This window comes from Vibrio sp. 10N.261.51.A3 (assembly GCF_041471965.1).
GTDB lineage: Bacteria > Pseudomonadota > Gammaproteobacteria > Enterobacterales > Vibrionaceae > Vibrio > Vibrio crassostreae_C.
This window is the reverse complement of the sequence record NZ_JBFRPK010000005.1, coordinates 116,367-133,695: the sequence shown is the minus strand read 5'-3', so window position 1 is coordinate 133,695 and position 17,329 is coordinate 116,367. Positions and strand designations below refer to the sequence as shown.

17 protein-coding genes are annotated in these 17,329 nt (G+C 45.4%); 13 read left to right on the top strand and 4 right to left on the bottom strand.

Going from position 1 to position 17,329, the window contains the following annotated elements:
• Window positions 1–27: 27 nt before the first annotated feature.
• The 12 genes from AB4371_RS02270 to AB4371_RS02215 all read left to right on the top strand — a co-directional run bounded on the left by AB4371_RS02270 (window position 28) and on the right by AB4371_RS02215 (window position 12,686).
• Window positions 28–528, top strand: coding sequence for an OmpH family outer membrane protein (locus AB4371_RS02270; RefSeq protein ID WP_102394425.1), 501 nt, complete (start codon window positions 28–30; stop codon window positions 526–528).
• A 5-nt stretch (window positions 529–533) separates the two neighbouring features.
• Entirely contained in the window at window positions 534–1,565 is a 1,032-nt protein-coding gene (gene lpxD, locus AB4371_RS02265; protein ID WP_102394426.1) for a UDP-3-O-(3-hydroxymyristoyl)glucosamine N-acyltransferase, read from the top strand.
• A 93-nt stretch (window positions 1,566–1,658) separates the two neighbouring features.
• Window positions 1,659–2,111, top strand: a complete 453-nt coding sequence (fabZ, locus tag AB4371_RS02260) for a 3-hydroxyacyl-ACP dehydratase FabZ (RefSeq protein WP_009847408.1) — start codon at window positions 1,659–1,661, stop codon at window positions 2,109–2,111.
• Between the two features lies 1 nt (window position 2,112).
• Window positions 2,113–2,901 (top strand): acyl-ACP--UDP-N-acetylglucosamine O-acyltransferase, encoded by a 789-nt coding sequence (gene lpxA, locus AB4371_RS02255; protein WP_017069381.1) that lies wholly within the window; start codon window positions 2,113–2,115, stop codon window positions 2,899–2,901.
• Window positions 2,902–3,030: 129 nt separating this feature from the next.
• Window positions 3,031–4,227, top strand: coding sequence for a lipid-A-disaccharide synthase (gene lpxB / locus AB4371_RS02250; RefSeq protein ID WP_102320145.1), 1,197 nt, complete (start codon window positions 3,031–3,033; stop codon window positions 4,225–4,227).
• A 33-nt stretch (window positions 4,228–4,260) separates the two neighbouring features.
• Entirely contained in the window at window positions 4,261–4,881 is a 621-nt protein-coding gene (rnhB, locus tag AB4371_RS02245) for a ribonuclease HII (protein ID WP_017069379.1), read from the top strand.
• Between the two features lie 112 nt (window positions 4,882–4,993).
• Entirely contained in the window at window positions 4,994–8,473 is a 3,480-nt protein-coding gene (dnaE, locus tag AB4371_RS02240; RefSeq protein ID WP_102394428.1) for a DNA polymerase III subunit alpha, read from the top strand.
• Window positions 8,474–8,518: 45 nt separating this feature from the next.
• Window positions 8,519–9,478: an acetyl-CoA carboxylase carboxyl transferase subunit alpha gene (gene accA / locus AB4371_RS02235; protein ID WP_017060731.1), complete on the top strand. Its 960-nt coding sequence runs from the start codon at window positions 8,519–8,521 to the stop codon at window positions 9,476–9,478.
• Between the two features lie 124 nt (window positions 9,479–9,602).
• Window positions 9,603–10,943, top strand: a complete 1,341-nt coding sequence (gene tilS / locus AB4371_RS02230; protein WP_372148767.1) for a tRNA lysidine(34) synthetase TilS — start codon at window positions 9,603–9,605, stop codon at window positions 10,941–10,943.
• A gap of 46 nt (window positions 10,944–10,989) precedes the next feature.
• Window positions 10,990–11,313 carry a cytochrome c gene (locus tag AB4371_RS02225; protein ID WP_170791809.1) on the top strand — a complete coding sequence of 108 codons (324 nt, stop codon included), beginning with the start codon at window positions 10,990–10,992 and terminating at the stop codon, window positions 11,311–11,313.
• Between the two features lie 130 nt (window positions 11,314–11,443).
• On the top strand, window positions 11,444–11,782 hold the full coding sequence (gene glnB, locus AB4371_RS02220) for a nitrogen regulatory protein P-II (RefSeq protein WP_017063373.1): 339 nt from the start codon (window positions 11,444–11,446) through the stop codon (window positions 11,780–11,782).
• Window positions 11,783–11,843: 61 nt separating this feature from the next.
• On the top strand, window positions 11,844–12,686 hold the full coding sequence (locus AB4371_RS02215; protein ID WP_372148764.1) for an endonuclease/exonuclease/phosphatase family protein: 843 nt from the start codon (window positions 11,844–11,846) through the stop codon (window positions 12,684–12,686).
• 106 nt (window positions 12,687–12,792) lie between these two features.
• On the opposite strand, the gene AB4371_RS02210 is transcribed toward AB4371_RS02215, so the two are convergent.
• From AB4371_RS02210 to gloB, 3 genes are all read right to left on the bottom strand, one after another.
• On the bottom strand, window positions 12,793–13,479 hold the full coding sequence (locus AB4371_RS02210; RefSeq protein ID WP_017060727.1) for a YIP1 family protein: 687 nt from the start codon (window positions 13,477–13,479) through the stop codon (window positions 12,793–12,795).
• The gene (locus AB4371_RS02205) at window positions 13,476–15,050 is read right to left on the bottom strand and encodes a LysM peptidoglycan-binding domain-containing protein (RefSeq protein ID WP_372083577.1); all 1,575 of its coding nucleotides are present in this window, start codon (window positions 15,048–15,050) and stop codon (window positions 13,476–13,478) included. Before AB4371_RS02205 ends, AB4371_RS02210 begins: the two co-directional genes overlap by 4 nt.
• Before the next feature lie 70 nt (window positions 15,051–15,120).
• A complete protein-coding gene (gene gloB / locus AB4371_RS02200; protein ID WP_017060725.1) occupies window positions 15,121–15,879 on the bottom strand; it encodes a hydroxyacylglutathione hydrolase in 759 nt (252 codons plus the stop codon).
• A 53-nt stretch (window positions 15,880–15,932) separates the two neighbouring features.
• On the opposite strand from gloB, the gene AB4371_RS02195 reads away from it, so the two are divergent.
• Complete coding sequence (locus AB4371_RS02195; RefSeq protein ID WP_372131167.1) at window positions 15,933–16,715, top strand: class I SAM-dependent methyltransferase; 783 nt, start codon at window positions 15,933–15,935, stop codon at window positions 16,713–16,715.
• A 138-nt stretch (window positions 16,716–16,853) separates the two neighbouring features.
• On the opposite strand, the gene rnhA is transcribed toward AB4371_RS02195, so the two are convergent.
• Window positions 16,854–17,318 (bottom strand): ribonuclease HI, encoded by a 465-nt coding sequence (gene rnhA, locus AB4371_RS02190; RefSeq protein WP_372106396.1) that lies wholly within the window; start codon window positions 17,316–17,318, stop codon window positions 16,854–16,856.
• Window positions 17,319–17,329 lie beyond the last annotated feature (11 nt).

The window sequence follows — 17,329 nt, the reverse complement described above, 5'->3', positions numbered from 1 at the left end:
TATTTAAAGGACAATATTTTGAAAAATATGATTAAAGCAGCAGGTTTAGGCCTTGTAGTTCTTAGCTCTTCTTTCTTTGCAACAGCTGCTGAAGCTGCGCAAAAAGTGGGTTATGTAAACACTGCACAAGTATTCCAGGCTCTACCTCAGCGTGAAGTTGTTCTTCAAAAAATGCAGGAAGAGTTCAAAGACAAAGCAGCTGAGCTACAGAGCATTCAAGCTGAAGCTAAAACGAAGATTGAAAAGCTTAAGCGTGATGGCGAGCTACTAGGTCCTGACGAAGTTGAGAAGCTACGTATCGAAGTAGGCCAACTAGACAGCAAGTACAAAATCAAAGCTCAAGCACTAGAAAAAGCAAGCCAACGTCGTGAAGCACAAGAGAAGCAGAAGCTATTCAAAGTGATTCAAGATGCTGTAACGAAAGTTGCAGAGAAAGAAGGCTACGACATGATCGTTGATATTCAAGCTCTGCAATACGGCAAGCCAGAATACAACATCTCTGAGAAAGTAATTAAAGTACTGAAATAAGTTTTATGAAGAATCTGACTTTAGCCGAATTGGCAACGATTACCGGGGGAGAGCTACACGGAGATGGTACAATTACCGTTTCAGCAGTCGCTCCGATGGATAAAGCGCAAGAAGGTAACATTACGTTCCTTTCTAACGTGAAGTACAGCAAGCACCTAGGTGACTGTAAAGCGTCCGCTATTATGGTTAAAGAGAGTGAGCGTCAACTGTGCAAGACTAACGTGATTGTGGTTAATGACCCTTATGTTGCTTTTGCTAAAGTTGCTCAAGCGCTTGATACTACTCCTGCTCCCGCAGCGGCTATTGCTGATTCTGCTTCAATCTCTAGCGAAGCAACCATTGGACAAAATGTGTCTATTGGCGCGAACGCTGTGATTGAGTCTGGTGTAGTACTTAGTGATGATGTGATCATCGGTGCTGGTTGCTTTATTGGTAAAAATGCAAAAATTGGCGCAGGCACTAAGCTGTGGGCTAACGTAAGTGTTTACCATGAAGTTGTGATAGGTGAAGCATGTCTGATCCAATCAAGTACTGTTATTGGCTCTGATGGCTTTGGCTATGCAAACGAGAAAGGTGAGTGGGTTAAGATCCCGCAAGTGGGTTCTGTTCGCATTGGTAACCGCGTAGAAATCGGCGCGTGTACTACCATTGACCGTGGTGCATTAGATGACACAATCATTGAAGATAACGTTATCTTAGATAACCAACTTCAAATTGCTCACAATGTTCACATCGGATATGGTTCTGCTCTTGCGGGTGGTACTATAATCGCAGGCAGCACGACGATAGGTAAGTACTGTATTATTGGTGGCGGCAGTGTGATTAATGGTCACATTGAAATCGTTGATGGCGTTACAATCACCGGTATGGGGATGGTAATGCGCAGCATCACTGAGAAAGGCATGTACTCTTCAGGTATTCCTTTACAGCCAAATAAAGATTGGCGTAAAACAGCAACGCGTGTTCATCGAATTGATGAAATGAACAAGCGTTTGAAAACTGTTGAAAAACTTATCGAGAAGAGCGCGGAATCATAATTCCAGCATTTCTAATAAAAGGCTCGCGTACAGCGAGTCTTTTTCGTTTATAATCCTTCTAATTAAATAAAGAATATATATAGGAATACGACTTTGACTACTGAACAGACAACGATGAACATTACTGAAATTCAGGAACTATTACCTCATCGCTACCCATTCTTAATGGTTGATCGTGTGACTAGCTTTGAAAAAGAAAAAACACTGACTGCGATTAAGAATGTCTCTGTTAACGAACCTCAGTTCACAGGCCACTTCCCACAACTTCCTGTATTCCCAGGCGTGTTGATCTTAGAAGCAATGGCACAAGCAACAGGCCTTCTAGCATTTAAATCTTTTGGTGCGCCTTCTGGCAACGAGCTTTACTACTTTGCAAGTGTTGATAAAGCAAAATTCCGTAAGCCAGTAGTACCTGGTGACCAACTGGTTATCGAAGTTGAATTCTTAAAAGAACGTCGTGGCATCGCATCGTTTAATGGTGTTGCTAAGGTTGACGGCGTAGTTGTATGTTCAGCTGAACTTAAATGTGCTCGTAGAGAGTTTTAATATGATTCATGAAACAGCGAAAATTCACCCGGCAGCAGTAATCGAAGGTGATGTAACTATCGGTGCTAACGTGACGGTTGGGCCTTTCACTTACATTGCTGGTAACGTGACAATTGGTGACGACACTGAAGTGATGTCGCACGTTGTGATCAAAGGTCACACAACCATTGGTAAAGAAAACCGTATCTTCCCACACGCTGTTATCGGTGAAGAAAACCAAGATAAGAAATACGGCGGCGAAGACACAACAGTTGTGATCGGTGATCGCAACGTAATTCGTGAAGCGGTTCAAATCCATCGTGGTACGGTTCAAGACAAAGCAACCACAGTGATTGGTGATGACAACTTACTTTGTGTTAATGCTCACGTAGCGCACGATGTTATTGTTGGTAACCACACTCACATTGGTAACAACGCTATTCTTGGCGGTCATGTAACGGTTGGCGACTACGCTGGTGTTATGGCACTTTCTGCGATTCACCCATTCTGCTCAATTGGTGCTTACGCATACATCGGTGGCTGTTCTGCAGTTGTTCAAGATGTACTGCCGTACGTGCTTGCACAGGGTAACCACGCGGCTCCATTCGGCCTTAACCTAGTAGGCTTGAAGCGTAACGGATTTGAGAAACCTGAAATTCGTGCACTACAGAAAGCGTACAAAGAGCTATACCGTTCAGGTAAAACACTTGAAGAAGCGAAAGCGGCTTTAGTGGAAATGGCAAAAGAGTTTACTTCGGTAGTTCCTATGCTTGAAATGCTAGAGAACTCTGAGCGCGGTATTATTCGTTAATACTCGATGTGGTTATGTACCAATCCGCGTAAGTATGACAATAATTACTTAATCAGATTGGTATAACAAAAAGATCGCTAATCATTAGGCGATCTTTTTTGTTTTAGGCAAGAAGGGAATTGGAAAACTATGGCACAGCAAGAAACAGCAACCAACAGCACGGACTTTGTTTCGATTGAACCACTGCGCGTAGGTATCGTTGTCGGAGAACTCTCTGGTGACACGCTTGGCGAAGGTTTTATCAAAGCAATCAAATCGCAGTACCCGAACGCTGAATTCGTGGGTATTGGCGGACCAAAAATGAAGGCGCTTGGTTGTGAGTCTCTTTTCGAGATGGAAGAGCTGGCTGTCATGGGCTTAGTTGAAGTACTTGGCCGTTTACCTCGCTTATTAAAAGTGAAAGCAGAGCTGGTAAAGTATTTCACTCAAAACCCGCCAGATGTGTTTGTGGGTATCGATGCGCCCGATTTCAACCTAAGGCTTGAGTTAGACCTTAAGAACGCTGGCATCAAAACGGTGCATTACGTGAGCCCTTCAGTGTGGGCTTGGCGTCCCAAACGTATCTTTAAAATCGACAAAGCAACTGACTTGGTATTGGCTTTCTTGCCGTTCGAAAAAGCGTTCTACGATAAATATAACGTTGCCTGTGAGTTTGTTGGTCACACGTTGGCAGACGCGATTCCTTTAGAGCCAAGTAAACAAGATGCTCGAGAGCTGTTAGGTCTTGATCAAGACAAGCAGTGGTTAGCCGTACTGCCGGGCAGTCGTGGCGGTGAGATGGGTTTGATTGCTCAGCCATTTATCGAAACTTGCCAGCGTATTAAGCAGAAGTATCCGGATATCAACTTTGTTGTTGCGCTCGTTAACGAGCAACGTAAAAAGCAGTTTACTGAAATCTGGCAATCGACCGCACCTGAGCTTGAATTCACGTTAGTCGAAGATACGGCAACCAACGTGATTACCGCCGCTGATTCTGTGCTTTTGGCTTCAGGTACCGTGGCTCTCGAATGTATGTTGCTTAAACGCCCTATGGTGGTTGGTTACAAAGTAAATAAGCTGACGGGTTACATTGTTAAGAAATTGGCGATCACTGAGTTTGTGTCACTGCCGAATATTTTGGCTGGTGAAGAGATCGTGAAAGAGCATATTCTTGAAGAGTGCCACCCAGACTTTTTGTTCCCGTCTGTCGATAAAATGCTATCAGCCGATAACAGTGCCTTGATCGAACGCTTTACCGAGATGCATCACTGGATCCGTAAAGACGCAGACAAACAAGCCGCTAACGCAGTATTGAAATTGATTGACCGACCTTTTGTTGAAGCATAAAGCGCTTACTTACAGAATATTAAGAGATTAGTTATGGCAGTAAAAGAGAAAAAAGAGCTTCCTCCATTTGAATACCCGCAAGGCTACCAGCTGTTTGCTGGCGTGGATGAAGTAGGACGTGGCCCTTTGGTTGGCGACGTGGTGACTGCTGCGGTTATCCTCGATCCAAACAACCCAATCGAAGGCTTAAACGATTCAAAAAAACTGTCTGAGAAAAAGCGCCTTGCTCTGCTTCCTGAAATTAAAGAGAAAGCATTGGCGTGGTCGGTTGGTCGTTGTTCACCACAAGAAATTGATGAGTTGAACATCCTGCAGGCAACCATGGTCGCCATGCAGCGCGCTATCGCTGGGTTGAGCGTTCAGCCTGACATGGCACTGATCGATGGTAACCGTGTTCCTCAACTTCCAATGGACGGTCTGGCTATTGTAAAGGGCGATTTACGAGTAGCAGAGATCAGTGCGGCGTCTATTATCGCTAAAGTGGTTCGCGACCAAGAGATGGAAGAACTCGATAAGCTTCATCCGGAATTTGGCTTTGCTAAACACAAAGGTTACCCGACTAAGGCGCATTTTGAAGCCATTGAAAAGCACGGTGTTACCGAGCATTACCGCAAGAGCTTTAAGCCAGTAAAGCGTATTCTTGGTATAGATTAAACGCTACATGGCTCAGAGCTAAGCTTCGAATAAATTTGCTTACTTGCTGCAGAAAAAAATAGAATACACTCAGTTGTAATCCTAGGCCCTAGCCTAGAACTCAGGAAAAATAATGTCAGATCCAAAATTTGTTCACCTACGCGTACACAGTGACTTTTCTATGGTGGATGGCCTGTCTAAGGTGCCACCGTTAGTTAAGAAAGTCGCTGAAATGGGTATGCCCGCCCTAGCATTGACCGATTTCACTAACCTGTGTGGTTTGGTGAAGTTTTACGGTACTGCCCATGGGTGTGGGGTTAAGCCAATTATTGGTGCTGATTTCCTCATGCAATCTCCAGAATTTGGAGATGAACTGACGAAACTGACGGTGTTGGCGTCTGATAACAAAGGTTATAACAACCTTACCTTGCTGATTTCAAAAGCTTACTTGCGTGGTCACGTGCAACATCAGCCGGTGATCGACAAAGAGTGGTTAATCGAAAACGCTGAAGGATTGATCATCTTATCCGGTGCGAAGGAAGGTGAGATCGGTAAGGCATTGCTGAAAGGTAACCGTGATCTCGTCGCGAGCAGTGTCGAGTTTTACAAGACTCACTTCCCCGATCGCTTTTATTTAGAGTTGATTCGTACAGGGCGTGCCGATGAAGAGTCTTATCTGCACTTTGCACTAGAACTTGCTGAGCAGGAAGACTTGCCTGTTGTTGCAACCAACGAAGTAGTATTCCTAACTGAAGACCTGTTTGATGCCCATGAAATCCGCGTGGCAATTCATGATGGTTTCACTATGGTCGATCCTCGTCGTCCTAAAAATTACAGCGCGCAACAGTATCTTCGTAGCGAAGAAGAGATGTGCGAGTTGTTCTCCGATATCCCTGAAGCACTTGAGAACAGTGTTGAGATTGCTAAGCGTTGTAATGTAACGGTTCGTCTGGGCGAGTACTTCCTGCCTAACTTCCCAACGGAAGGTTTGGCGATTGAAGACTTCTTGATCAAGAAATCTGAAGAAGGCCTTGAGCGACGTCTAGCGTTCCTATTCCCAGATGAAAAAGTGCGTGCTGAGCGCAGACCGGAATACGATGAGCGACTCAAGATTGAGCTCGAAGTTGTTAACAACATGGGTTTCCCAGGTTACTTCTTGATCGTAATGGAGTTCATCCAGTGGTCAAAAGACAACGATGTGCCAGTAGGTCCTGGCCGTGGTTCTGGTGCCGGCTCTCTAGTCGCTTACGCCTTGGATATCACCGATCTCGATCCACTTGAATACGATCTACTTTTCGAACGTTTCTTGAACCCAGAACGTGTATCCATGCCCGATTTCGATATCGACTTCTGTATGGATAAGCGTGACCAAGTTATTGATCACGTGGCTGAAATGTACGGTCGTGATGCCGTTTCTCAGATCATCACCTTTGGTACCATGGCGGCAAAAGCGGTAATCCGCGATGTAGGCCGTGTACTGGGTCACCCGTTTGGTTTCGTCGATCGAATTTCAAAGCTTGTACCGCCAGATCCGGGTATGACGCTAGAGAAAGCATTCCTTGCTGAACCTGCATTGCCAGAGCTTTACGATGGCGATGAAGAAGTTCGTGAGCTGATCGATAAGTGTCGCATCCTTGAAGGTTGTACGCGAAATGCCGGTAAGCACGCGGGCGGTGTTGTTATCTCACCCACCACGATCACCGATTTTGCGCCAATCTATGCCGATGCAGAAGGTAACTTCCCAGTAACGCAATTCGATAAGAATGACGTTGAAACCGCCGGTTTGGTTAAGTTCGACTTCTTGGGTCTACGTACTCTGACCATCATCGATTGGGCGTTAGGCCTTGTAAACCCTCGCCTGAAGAAAGAAGGCAAAGAGCCGGTTCGTATCGAGTCGATTCCTCTTGATGACCAAGCGTCATTTAACCTATTACAAAATTCTGAAACCACCGCGGTATTCCAGCTGGAATCGCGTGGTATGAAAGACCTTATCAAACGTCTACAGCCCGACTGTTTTGAAGATATTATCGCATTGGTAGCCCTGTTCCGTCCGGGTCCTCTGCAATCAGGCATGGTAGATAACTTTATCGACCGTAAACACGGCCGTGAAGCGGTTTCTTACCCTGATGAAACGTGGCAACACGAATCGCTGAAAGAGACGCTAGAACCTACGTACGGCATCATCCTGTATCAAGAGCAGGTAATGCAAATCGCACAGATCCTTGCTGGCTATACGCTTGGTGGAGCGGATATGTTGCGTCGTGCGATGGGTAAGAAAAAGCCAGAAGAGATGGCAAAGCAGCGTGGTACCTTTAAAGAGGGTGCTGAAGCCAATGGTGTTGATGGCGAGCTGGCCATGAAGATCTTTGACTTGGTAGAGAAATTTGCGGGCTACGGCTTTAACAAATCTCACTCCGCAGCATATGCACTGGTTTCTTATCAAACGCTATGGCTGAAAACGCACTACCCAGCGGAATTTATGGCTGCGGTAATGACGGCAGATATGGATAACACCGAGAAGGTTATTGGCCTTGTTGATGAATGTTTCCGTATGAAGCTCAAGCTTTTACCACCAGATATCAACTCGGGTCTGTACCGCTTTAACGTGGATGAAGATGGCGCGATTGTTTATGGCATCGGTGCGATCAAAGGGGTCGGTGAAGGCCCTATTGAAGCGATTATTGAAGCGCGAAATAAAGGTGGTTACTTTAAAGACTTATTCGACTTCTGTGCACGTCTTGATCTGAAGAAGGTTAATAAACGTGTTATCGAAAAGTTGATTCTATCCGGAGCCTTAGATAGATTAGGTCCTCACCGAGCGGCGATGATGGCATCTTTGAAAGATGCGGTGAAGGCAGCGAGTCAACATCACCATGCCGAGTCTTTTGGTCAATCTGATATGTTTGGCGTGTTGACCGACGCTCCGGAAGAGGTTGAACACAAGTATACCCAAGTGCCTAAATGGCCTGAGAAGGTTTGGCTTGAAGGTGAACGTGAAACGCTTGGTTTGTATTTAACGGGTCACCCGGTTAACGCTTACATCAAAGAGTTAGCGAAATACACCAGCTGTCGTTTGAAAGATGCCACGCCAACGCGTCGTGACCAATCACTAACAATTGCAGGCTTGGTGATTGCTGCGAGAGTGATGACGACGAAGCGCGGCACGCGAATTGGTTTGATGACACTTGATGACCGTTCGGGCCGAATGGAAGTGATGTTGTTCTCGGATGCGCTCGATCGCTACGCAGAATTGCTCGAAAAAGACAAAATTGTGGTCGTTTCCGGACAGGTCAGCTTTGATGATTTCAATGGCGGGCTTAAAATGTCCGCGCGCGAGGTCATGGACTTAGGAAGCGCCCGTGAGAAATATGCTCGTGGGGTGTCGATATCTATCGACCAATCCCAAATTAACGGTCAATTTTTTGAACGCTTTAGTCAAATCTTAGAACCTTATAGAGCCGGAACGGTCCCAGTCAATGTATACTACCAGCGTGCCGACGCTAGAGCGCGGTTAACATTGGGCACAGAATGGCGCGTGACGCCAAGTGATACATTACTAGACGAATTAAAACAGCTGCTTGGAAATAGCCAAGTAGAACTCGAATTTAACTAAAATTTAGCTTCGCGAATGCGGAGCTGAATCAACAAGGATTCATAGATGAGCCTGAACTTTCTAGAATTTGAAAAGCCTATCGCTGAACTTGAAGCAAAAATCGAAGCGCTACGTGACGTTTCGCGTCACGGTGGTGACACAGCGGTAGATCTAGACAAAGAAATCGAACAACTAGAGAAAAAAAGCTTAGAGCTTAAACAGAAAATCTTTAGTGACTTAGGTGCATGGCAGGTAGCTCAACTTGCTCGTCACCCTCAACGTCCTTACACCAAAGATTACCTGGAGCATGCATTCACAGAGTTTGAAGAGATGGCGGGCGATCGCGCTTACGCTGACGACAAAGCTATTGTGGGTGGTATGGCTCGTCTAAATGGCCGTCCTGTTATGGTTATTGGTCACCAGAAAGGTCGTGAGACTAAAGAGAAAGTGATCCGTAACTTTGGTATGCCAAAGCCAGAAGGTTACCGTAAGGCGCTACGTCTAATGGAAACTGCTGAGCGTTTCAACATGCCTATTATTACTTTCATCGACACAGCGGGCGCATACCCAGGTGTTGGTGCTGAAGAGCGTGGTCAATCTGAAGCTATCGCTAAAAACCTAAAAGTGATGGCTGGCCTTTCAGTTCCTGTTATCTGTAACGTTGTGGGTGAAGGCGGTTCTGGTGGCGCACTAGCGATTGGTGTTGGTGACTACGTGAACATGCTTCAGTACTCTACGTACTCAGTAATCTCTCCAGAAGGTTGTGCTTCAATCTTATGGCGCGATTCAGATAAAGCACCACAAGCAGCTGAAGCGATGGGCCTGATTGCTCCTCGTCTTAAAGAGCTTGAGCTTATCGACGAAATCATTCCTGAGCCTCTAGGTGGCGCGCACCGCGACCCTGCACAAACCGCTCAAAACATGAAAGACATGTTAGTTAAACAGCTAGAAGAGCTAGAGCAGTTTGATAACGAAACGCTGCTTGAGCGTCGTTACCAGCGTCTAATGAGCTACGGCTACTGCTGATAACTTGCCTTAGCGATAAGGCTAGCTATACGAACAAATGATGAAAGGGTTGGACTCAGTGCCAACCCTTTTTTATTATTAAAACATTATCCCTTAAAACACGATCTCTTGGTTTATTAGCCTCATGACACACTTAATTGATACCTTCACATCTGTACTTGATCAAAGCGCGCTTAAGCCTTGTCGGTTGATCGTCGCTTTCAGTGGTGGTGTCGATTCACGAGTGTTGTTGGAGTTGGCTGCCCAATTCGCTAAGTCCCATCACATCGATTGCTGTGCGGTACATGTTCACCACGGCTTAAGCAACAATGCTGATTATTGGGCAGAGCAGTGCAAAACATGGTGTGATGCTTTGTCGGTATCCTTGTTCATTGAACGAGTCTCGCTAGATATTAGCCGTGGAGAAAGCGTTGAAAAGCTGGCTCGAGACGCGCGATACCAAGCCTTTAAAAAGCATATTAGACAAGGCGATGTATTAGTCACAGGCCAGCACATCGATGACCAAGTAGAGACTTTCTTGTTGGCGTTGAAGCGTGGCAGTGGTCCGAAAGGGCTCTCTTCAATGGCGAAAATGATGCCGTTTGCTAATGCTCATATCGTTCGCCCACTGCTGTCGGTGACGAGAACGGATATTGAAGGGGCGGCGCGCGATATGGCTTTAACTTGGGTAGAAGACGAGAGTAATCAAGACGTTCGCTTTGACCGCAATTTTATTCGTCATCAAGTCACTCCGACACTGACCGAGCGTTGGCCTAGTTTCCGAGAGTCGGTCAGTCGCAGCGCTCAGCTATGTGCAGAGCAAGAGTTACTGTTGGATGAGTTGCTTGAGTCTCACTTACAACAAGCTTTAACTGAGAAGCACAGCTTAAGTATTGAGGTATTATCTCAGCACTCTGATTTACTGCGTGCACGCCTATTAAGAATGTGGCTGAGCCACTGTAATCAACCGATGCCGAGCCAAAAGCAGCTCAAACTTATATGGGATGAGGTGGCATGTGCTCAGGCGGACGCCAATCCTAAGTTAGTGTTGAATGAGGTTGAGGTTAGACGTTTTAATCATCAGCTCTATGTCGTCAAAGAGACCAAAGACTTGTCGAACTGGCAAAGCGATATCTCGATGGAAGAGAGCTTAGTTCTGCCTGATGGTTTAGGGGAGCTAAACTTAACTTCAGCGGCGAGTGATGGTGTGTCTAACCACCGTGATGTGCAACGTTTACGTTTTAGTCTCAACACAGCGAGCAGAACATTGCGAGTGATCTTTAACCCTGAGGGATTGTCAGCACACCCTGTTGGGCGCGGTCATAGCAGGAAGCTGAAGAAGTTGTTTCAAGAGTACCAAGTACCCAGTTGGTTAAGACGCAGAACGCCGATATTAATGGATGGCGATCGAGTGATCGCTGTTTTAGGTTTATTCGTAGATAAAAACTACGAAGGTCAAGATTGTGAAGCGCTTTGGAGCAAGTAGAAAAAGTTTGTGTCACAATTCGACGTCACTTTAATAAAAATAATTAATGGAATATGCAATGAAGAAAATTACACTAGGATTAGTTCTTGGATTTGGACTATTGAGTGGTAACGCTCTTGCGGCTGATGTTGCTGCGGGTCAAGCTAAAGCAGCAATCTGTGCGGCATGTCATGGTGCAGACGGCATCGCAGTGATCCCTGGCTATCCAAACCTTAAAGGTCAAAACGAGCAATACATCGCTTCATCGATTAAGGCTTACAAGAACGGCCAGCGCACTGGTGGTTTAGCCGCTGTAATGCAGGCTCAAGCTTCAATGCTCAGTGATGAAGACATCGCGAATCTAGCCGCTTACTACGCAAGCCTTAAGTAAAACCTTCTCAAAGCGCTGATTAAACAAGATGATAAATTTCGAGCCAGAGCTTTAAAGCTCTGGCTTTTTTCATTGAATGTTTACTATAGCTAACCGATAATGAGCCATTCGCACAGTTTAAGGGATGAACATGAAAAAGATTGAAGCCATTATCAAGCCATTCAAACTTGATGATGTACGTGAAGCACTTGCAGAAGTGGGTATTACGGGTATGACAGTATCTGAAGTTAAAGGCTTTGGACGTCAAAAAGGTCATACTGAGCTATACCGCGGCGCAGAGTACATGGTCGACTTTTTACCTAAAGTGAAACTAGAAATCGTTGTGACCGACGAAGTGGCTGACCAATGTGTTGATACCATCATCGAGACGGCTCAAACAGGTAAAATTGGTGACGGTAAGATCTTCATTACTGAAGTTGAACGTGTGGTACGTATTCGTACTGGCGAAGAAGACGAAGACGCCGTATAAAAAAACTATTACCCTAAAAGGAGCGTTTATCGCTCCTTTTTCATTTCTGGTAGGGTGTTGTATGTTTAAGAAAACCATCATTGTTATCACGTTATTGATAACGCTTGCTGTCGTTAGTTTTCATTTTATCTTCGTGATCCCGAATAAACCCAATCTAATCACTTCCTCTCAAAGTACCAGTAACGACATCTACAGTTGCTACCAAAACTCTGCACCGAAAGCGATTGATGTGTCTGATGGCTTAGACATTACGGTGTGGAATATCTACAAGCAAAACCGAAATAATTGGCAGAGTGAGTTAAATAAGCTGTCGGCAGGTAGCGATTTAGTCTTGCTGCAAGAAGCGAGTATGACAGAAGGACTTCGCCAATGGGTAACGAGCGGCCAGTGGGGAAGCACACGTGTTAATGCGTTTGAGGCCTTTGAGCAAAGTGCTGGGGTACTCAACCTAGCAACTCATTTGCCGATTGAAGCGTGTGCTTATACTCATGAAGAACCTTGGCTTCAACTACCTAAATCTGCGCTTTGGTCGCGTTACCAACTAAGCAATGGCGAAGAGCTGGCTGTGATTAATATCCACGCTGTGAACTTTACCTTTGGTACGGAAGATTACGAGGCTCAGCTCAAGAGCTTAACTGACAATCTGCAAAAGTATCGTGGGCCGGTTATTTTTGCTGGGGACTTTAATAGCTGGAGTGAAGCTCGCTTTGCTGTATTGAAAGATGCGTTGGAGAAGGTTGGTTTGACGGAAGTTGCCTTTGAGACAGATAACAGAACTCAGTTCATTACAGGACTGGTGCTCGACCACGTGTTTTATCGAGGGCTATTGGTAGAAAAAGCAAAAGCGCCCATTACGGACGCTTCTGATCATAACCCTATGCAAGTGACCTTTAAGGCTAAATAGTGATTAGCTATTAGTCATTGGAACTTAACCATTCGCACGGTGGTTACCTTGGGAAATCTAACGGAACATTAGGCTAGAGAGTTTTCGCTAGCCTTATCTCTTCAACTTAAAAGATTAAAATGTAGAGCGCCCAGATTAGGTAGTAGCCAACCCATGGTAAGCCTGAAATCACAAGCGCTTGCCCGCGTTCAAACTCAGTCCACGTTAATACCGCAGCATAACCTAGCACGATGTACCATGGCAGAAGCAGTGGTAATGAGCTAGCAAACTGCGACCAATCATTGGTTAACGGTAACTTGATCAAGCCATTTAAGCTGTTCAAGTCGGCAGCGTAGTTCATCACATGTCCATGCTTGAGTATCAGGCTTGCGTAGCTTGCTACATCACCTAAAACAGCTGGGAATATAACAACAGATGCCGCTGCAAACCATCGCCAAAAGCTGTGCTGATGTTGGCTTGGCTTGGTTGCTAGGTTAAACCAGAATGCCAATAGAACGATGGTTAATGTTCGGCCAAATACGTCGCTGATGATTTCACTTGCGAGTAAGGTATTGCTGTCAAGTAACGCCAATTGGTCAGGGTTCGTTTGAGCCAGTTGCTGCGATAGCTCTGCACTTAACCAGGCAAAATCTACATTCGAAAAATAAGCACCCCAAAACAAAAATGGGCTGAGCATTAATACGACGTAGGGTTGCCATCCCCAAGCACTTCGTTGATAAAGCGCTAAGAAACAAGCTGTTGGTGAACGGAATATATCCAACAGCATGACGAGTGGGTTACTTGACGGGTTCATACACTTACCTTAGTTACATCAACATACAGCTTCAGTTTTTGTCCTGGCTGTAGGTATTTTTTGTTCTGCAAAGTGTTCCATTTTACAACATCTGTACTTTTTACTTTGAACTTTGATGCAATACCGCTGACTGTGTCACCTGATCTTACGTTATAAAAGATCGTACGGATGATGGCGCCGTCTGAGCCATTTTTCCAAATGACCAGTTCTTGACCAACTCTAAGCGTGTCGCGTGGTCCCATGCCATTCCACTTAGCCAGTGATTGATGAGAGACCTTATTTGCGCGTGCAATCGTCCATAGGCTGTCCCCACTTCTTACAGTATGGCTAAGCTTATATTGACCACGACTCTTTGACTGTGTGCTTGCTAGGCGATTTGAAGCGCTTAGGGCGTATGTCTTGTCGTCTTTGGTGGATGTTGGGATAAGTAAGTGCTGGCCAATACGAATATTGTTGTTGCTCAAACCGTTCGCAGAGCGGATCACTTTGCTGGTGGTGTTATATTTGCCTGCCAGTACGCTAATGCTGTCACCAGATTGAACCTTGTAACGCACCAACTTCATGCCTTTGCCTTTATTGGCAGCGACTTCTTTGTTGAATCTTTCAACTGAGTCTAAAGGAAGTAATAGTTGTTGGTGTTTCTCTGGTGCTGTCGCCCATTGGTTGTAAGCCGGGTTGTAACCTTGCAGTTCTTTGACAGGAATGCCTGCGTAGTTCGCAGCAATGGCTAAATCAAGCTGTTCTTCAGGGTTAACCAGAGTCAGCACTGGCTTGTTCGGGATCGCCGGAATATCGATGCCATACTTTTCTTGGTTGGCAATGACATCAGCTAGAGCAAGCAGTTTAGGTACATAGCTGCTGGTCTCTTTTGGTAAGTCCAGAGAGAAGAAGTCGATTGGTTTGCCAAGCTTCTTGTTCTTACGGATTGCACTGTTTACTCGACCACCACCACTGTTATAGGCAGCAATCGCATGGTTCCAGTCGCCATCGAAACGTCGGTTAAGATCTGAGAGGAAGTCCAATGCGGCGTCGGTAGAGGCGGCAACATCGCGGCGGCCGTCATACCAAAAGTTCTGTTCAAGACCGTAGTCTTTGCCTGTGCCTGAAATGAACTGCCATAGACCTGCAGCACTGCCATGAGAATAGGCAAACGCATCGAAAGAGCTTTCTACAACGGGCAATAGTGCCAGTTCTAGTGGTAAGCCTTTTTCTTCAATCTTAGTGGTGATCAAATATAGGAAAGGTTCAGCACGCTTTGATACGGTTTTTAGATGACTCGGGTGCTTGAGGTACCAAGTTCGGTAGTAGTCGACCTTCTTTTGGTCTGGCACTTCCATTTCAAGTTGCATCGCAATGCGTTTCCAAACATCTTCTTGTGTTTGTGGAGTAACGACAGGTGCTTCAACTTTTTGATCTTCTTTGGCTGTTGCTTCTGATGAAACGTTCGCTTGAGAAACTTCTTTAGTAGGAGATGTGTTGGTTTGCTCGGAAGCTTGGTCTGGATTCTCTGACTGAGTTAATTGGCAACCAGAAAGTAGTAATACCAAAGCCCAGCTGTACTTAACTCGCATGTTACAGCCTTTTTAATTAACGGCCGATGATAATACTTGCCACCCCCTATGAGTGACAAGTCTGTATTTGTTAAAATTCGTTCTTCCACGCACGTAAAGCGGTGAATACCGATAAAGGATCGGTCTGCTCGGTGCGATTAGACACTGATTTCACTACACTTGGCTCGGTATAGCGCAGGAAGGGGTTCACAAACTTCTCTTGTCTCAAATTTGTGGGGATGGTCGACTTATTTTGAGCGCGAAGTCGGTTCACTTGGTCGCGATATTGCTGCAAATGTTGGTTATCAGGCTCTACGGCTAATGCGAAAGCGATATTGGCTGCAGTGTACTCATGTGCACAATAAACTTCGGTTTCTTGAGGCAGAGCCGTGATCTTATTCAGTGCATCGAACATCTGTTGTGGTGTGCCTTCCATGATTCGGCCACAGCCCGCAGAGAACAACACATCACCACAAAACAGTTTGGCATCGCCCACATAACCAATATGACCCGCAGTATGGCCACTGAGCCCTAGGACGAGGAATACTTCGCCAAACAGTTCTAATTGATCACCATCATCGACCGGATGAGTTAAGGTAGGGATAGGTTCATTCCTTGGACCGACAACATCCACGCCGGGAAATTGTCTAACGAGTTCTGGAACACCACCAATGTGATCGTGGTGGTGGTGTGTAATCAAGATTGCATCTAAAGTTAGCTCATGGTGTGCCAAGTACTCTAATACTGGAGCTGCATCGCCGGGATCGACGACAGCACAACGGCGATCGCTATTTTGAATCAGCCAGATGTAATTGTCGTTAAATGCAGGTATGCTTTTGATATGTAACATTATTGGTTCTCCAGTCACTATTAGTGCGACAGAATAAGTGAGACAGATTATTGATGAAGCCAGCACGTAGCAGAAAGAAGTTTGAACGTCCTTACACTTGGGCGCAATTGCACAATGGAGACTGGTTGAGAGAATCTATTCAAACTCGACTCGATGAGTGGTGCCCAAAGCTATTTGGTTACCATATGCTCAAGCTCGGTGGCCTCAGTAGTGAGATTTCTAGCTGCACATGCAACATTCAACATCAAGTAAACCTAGATATCCAGAACCCATTACATAATGTGATAGCGGATGGCTATAATTTACCCTTTTTGGAGAAAAGCTTTGATGTTGTGGTGCTCAGTCATCAATTAGATTATAGCAATGACCCGCATCGATTATTGAGAGAAGTCGACCGAGTGATGATGGACGATGGCTATATCATCATTACCGGTTTTAACCCTTTCAGTGTGACTGGGCTTGCCAGTTTGATGCCTTGGCGAAAGAACAGCTTACCCTGGAGTGGACGTATGTACACGCCAAACCGAATTAAAGACTGGTTAGGTGTATTGAACTACGAAGTGATTCACTGCGATACCTATGCACTATTTCCGATGAGTAAGTATCAGGCGATGTGGACGTGGTTGGAGAATAGTTTAGGCGGCTGTGCTTCCTTTGCTGGCAGCCAATACTTTATTGTTGCTCGTAAACGAACTTACCCACTTAAGCCTATCAAGCCACATTGGCACCTTAAGCGACGTTTCTCTCCGGTTGGAGCAAGCTTTAGGACCAATACGCGTCCTACCATGGATTCAGCTAAAGCTTCATATCCGTTGAAAACAGAAAAAGCCGACTAGTAGTCGGCTTTTCATCTATTAATTAGGTTAATCAATTATCAACTAGTTTAAGAAGCTATCAATCAGGTTAGGAAACTATCAATCAGGTTTGGAAAGTATGAATCTGTTTCTGAAATCTGCATCTCATTTAAAAGATGATTAGCTTGGTTGATAGCCCGTATCTTCTAGAGTCGGATTCTCCGCTGCATTTCGCGCTAAATCATCACACATTTCGTTTTCTCTGTGTCCCGCGTGTCCTTTTACCCAGCGCCAATCAACGCTATGGCGAGCGGTTTCTTTATCGAGCCTTTGCCACAGATCGGCATTTTTAACCGGTTTCTTGTCGGCTGTTTTCCAGTCACGCTTTTTCCAGTTATGAATCCACTGTGTGATGCCTTGACGCACGTATTGGCTATCTGTGGTCAGAATCACAGAGCAAGGTTCTTTGAGGGTTTGAAGAGCCACGACAGCGGCGAGCATTTCCATACGGTTATTGGTTGTTAGCGTGAAACCTTCTGCTAGCGTCTTCTCGACTTTTTTGTAGCGAAGTACGATGCCATAGCCGCCGGGACCAGGGTTGCCTAAACAAGAACCATCAGTGAAAATTTCAACTTGTTTCGTCATGATTTGATACT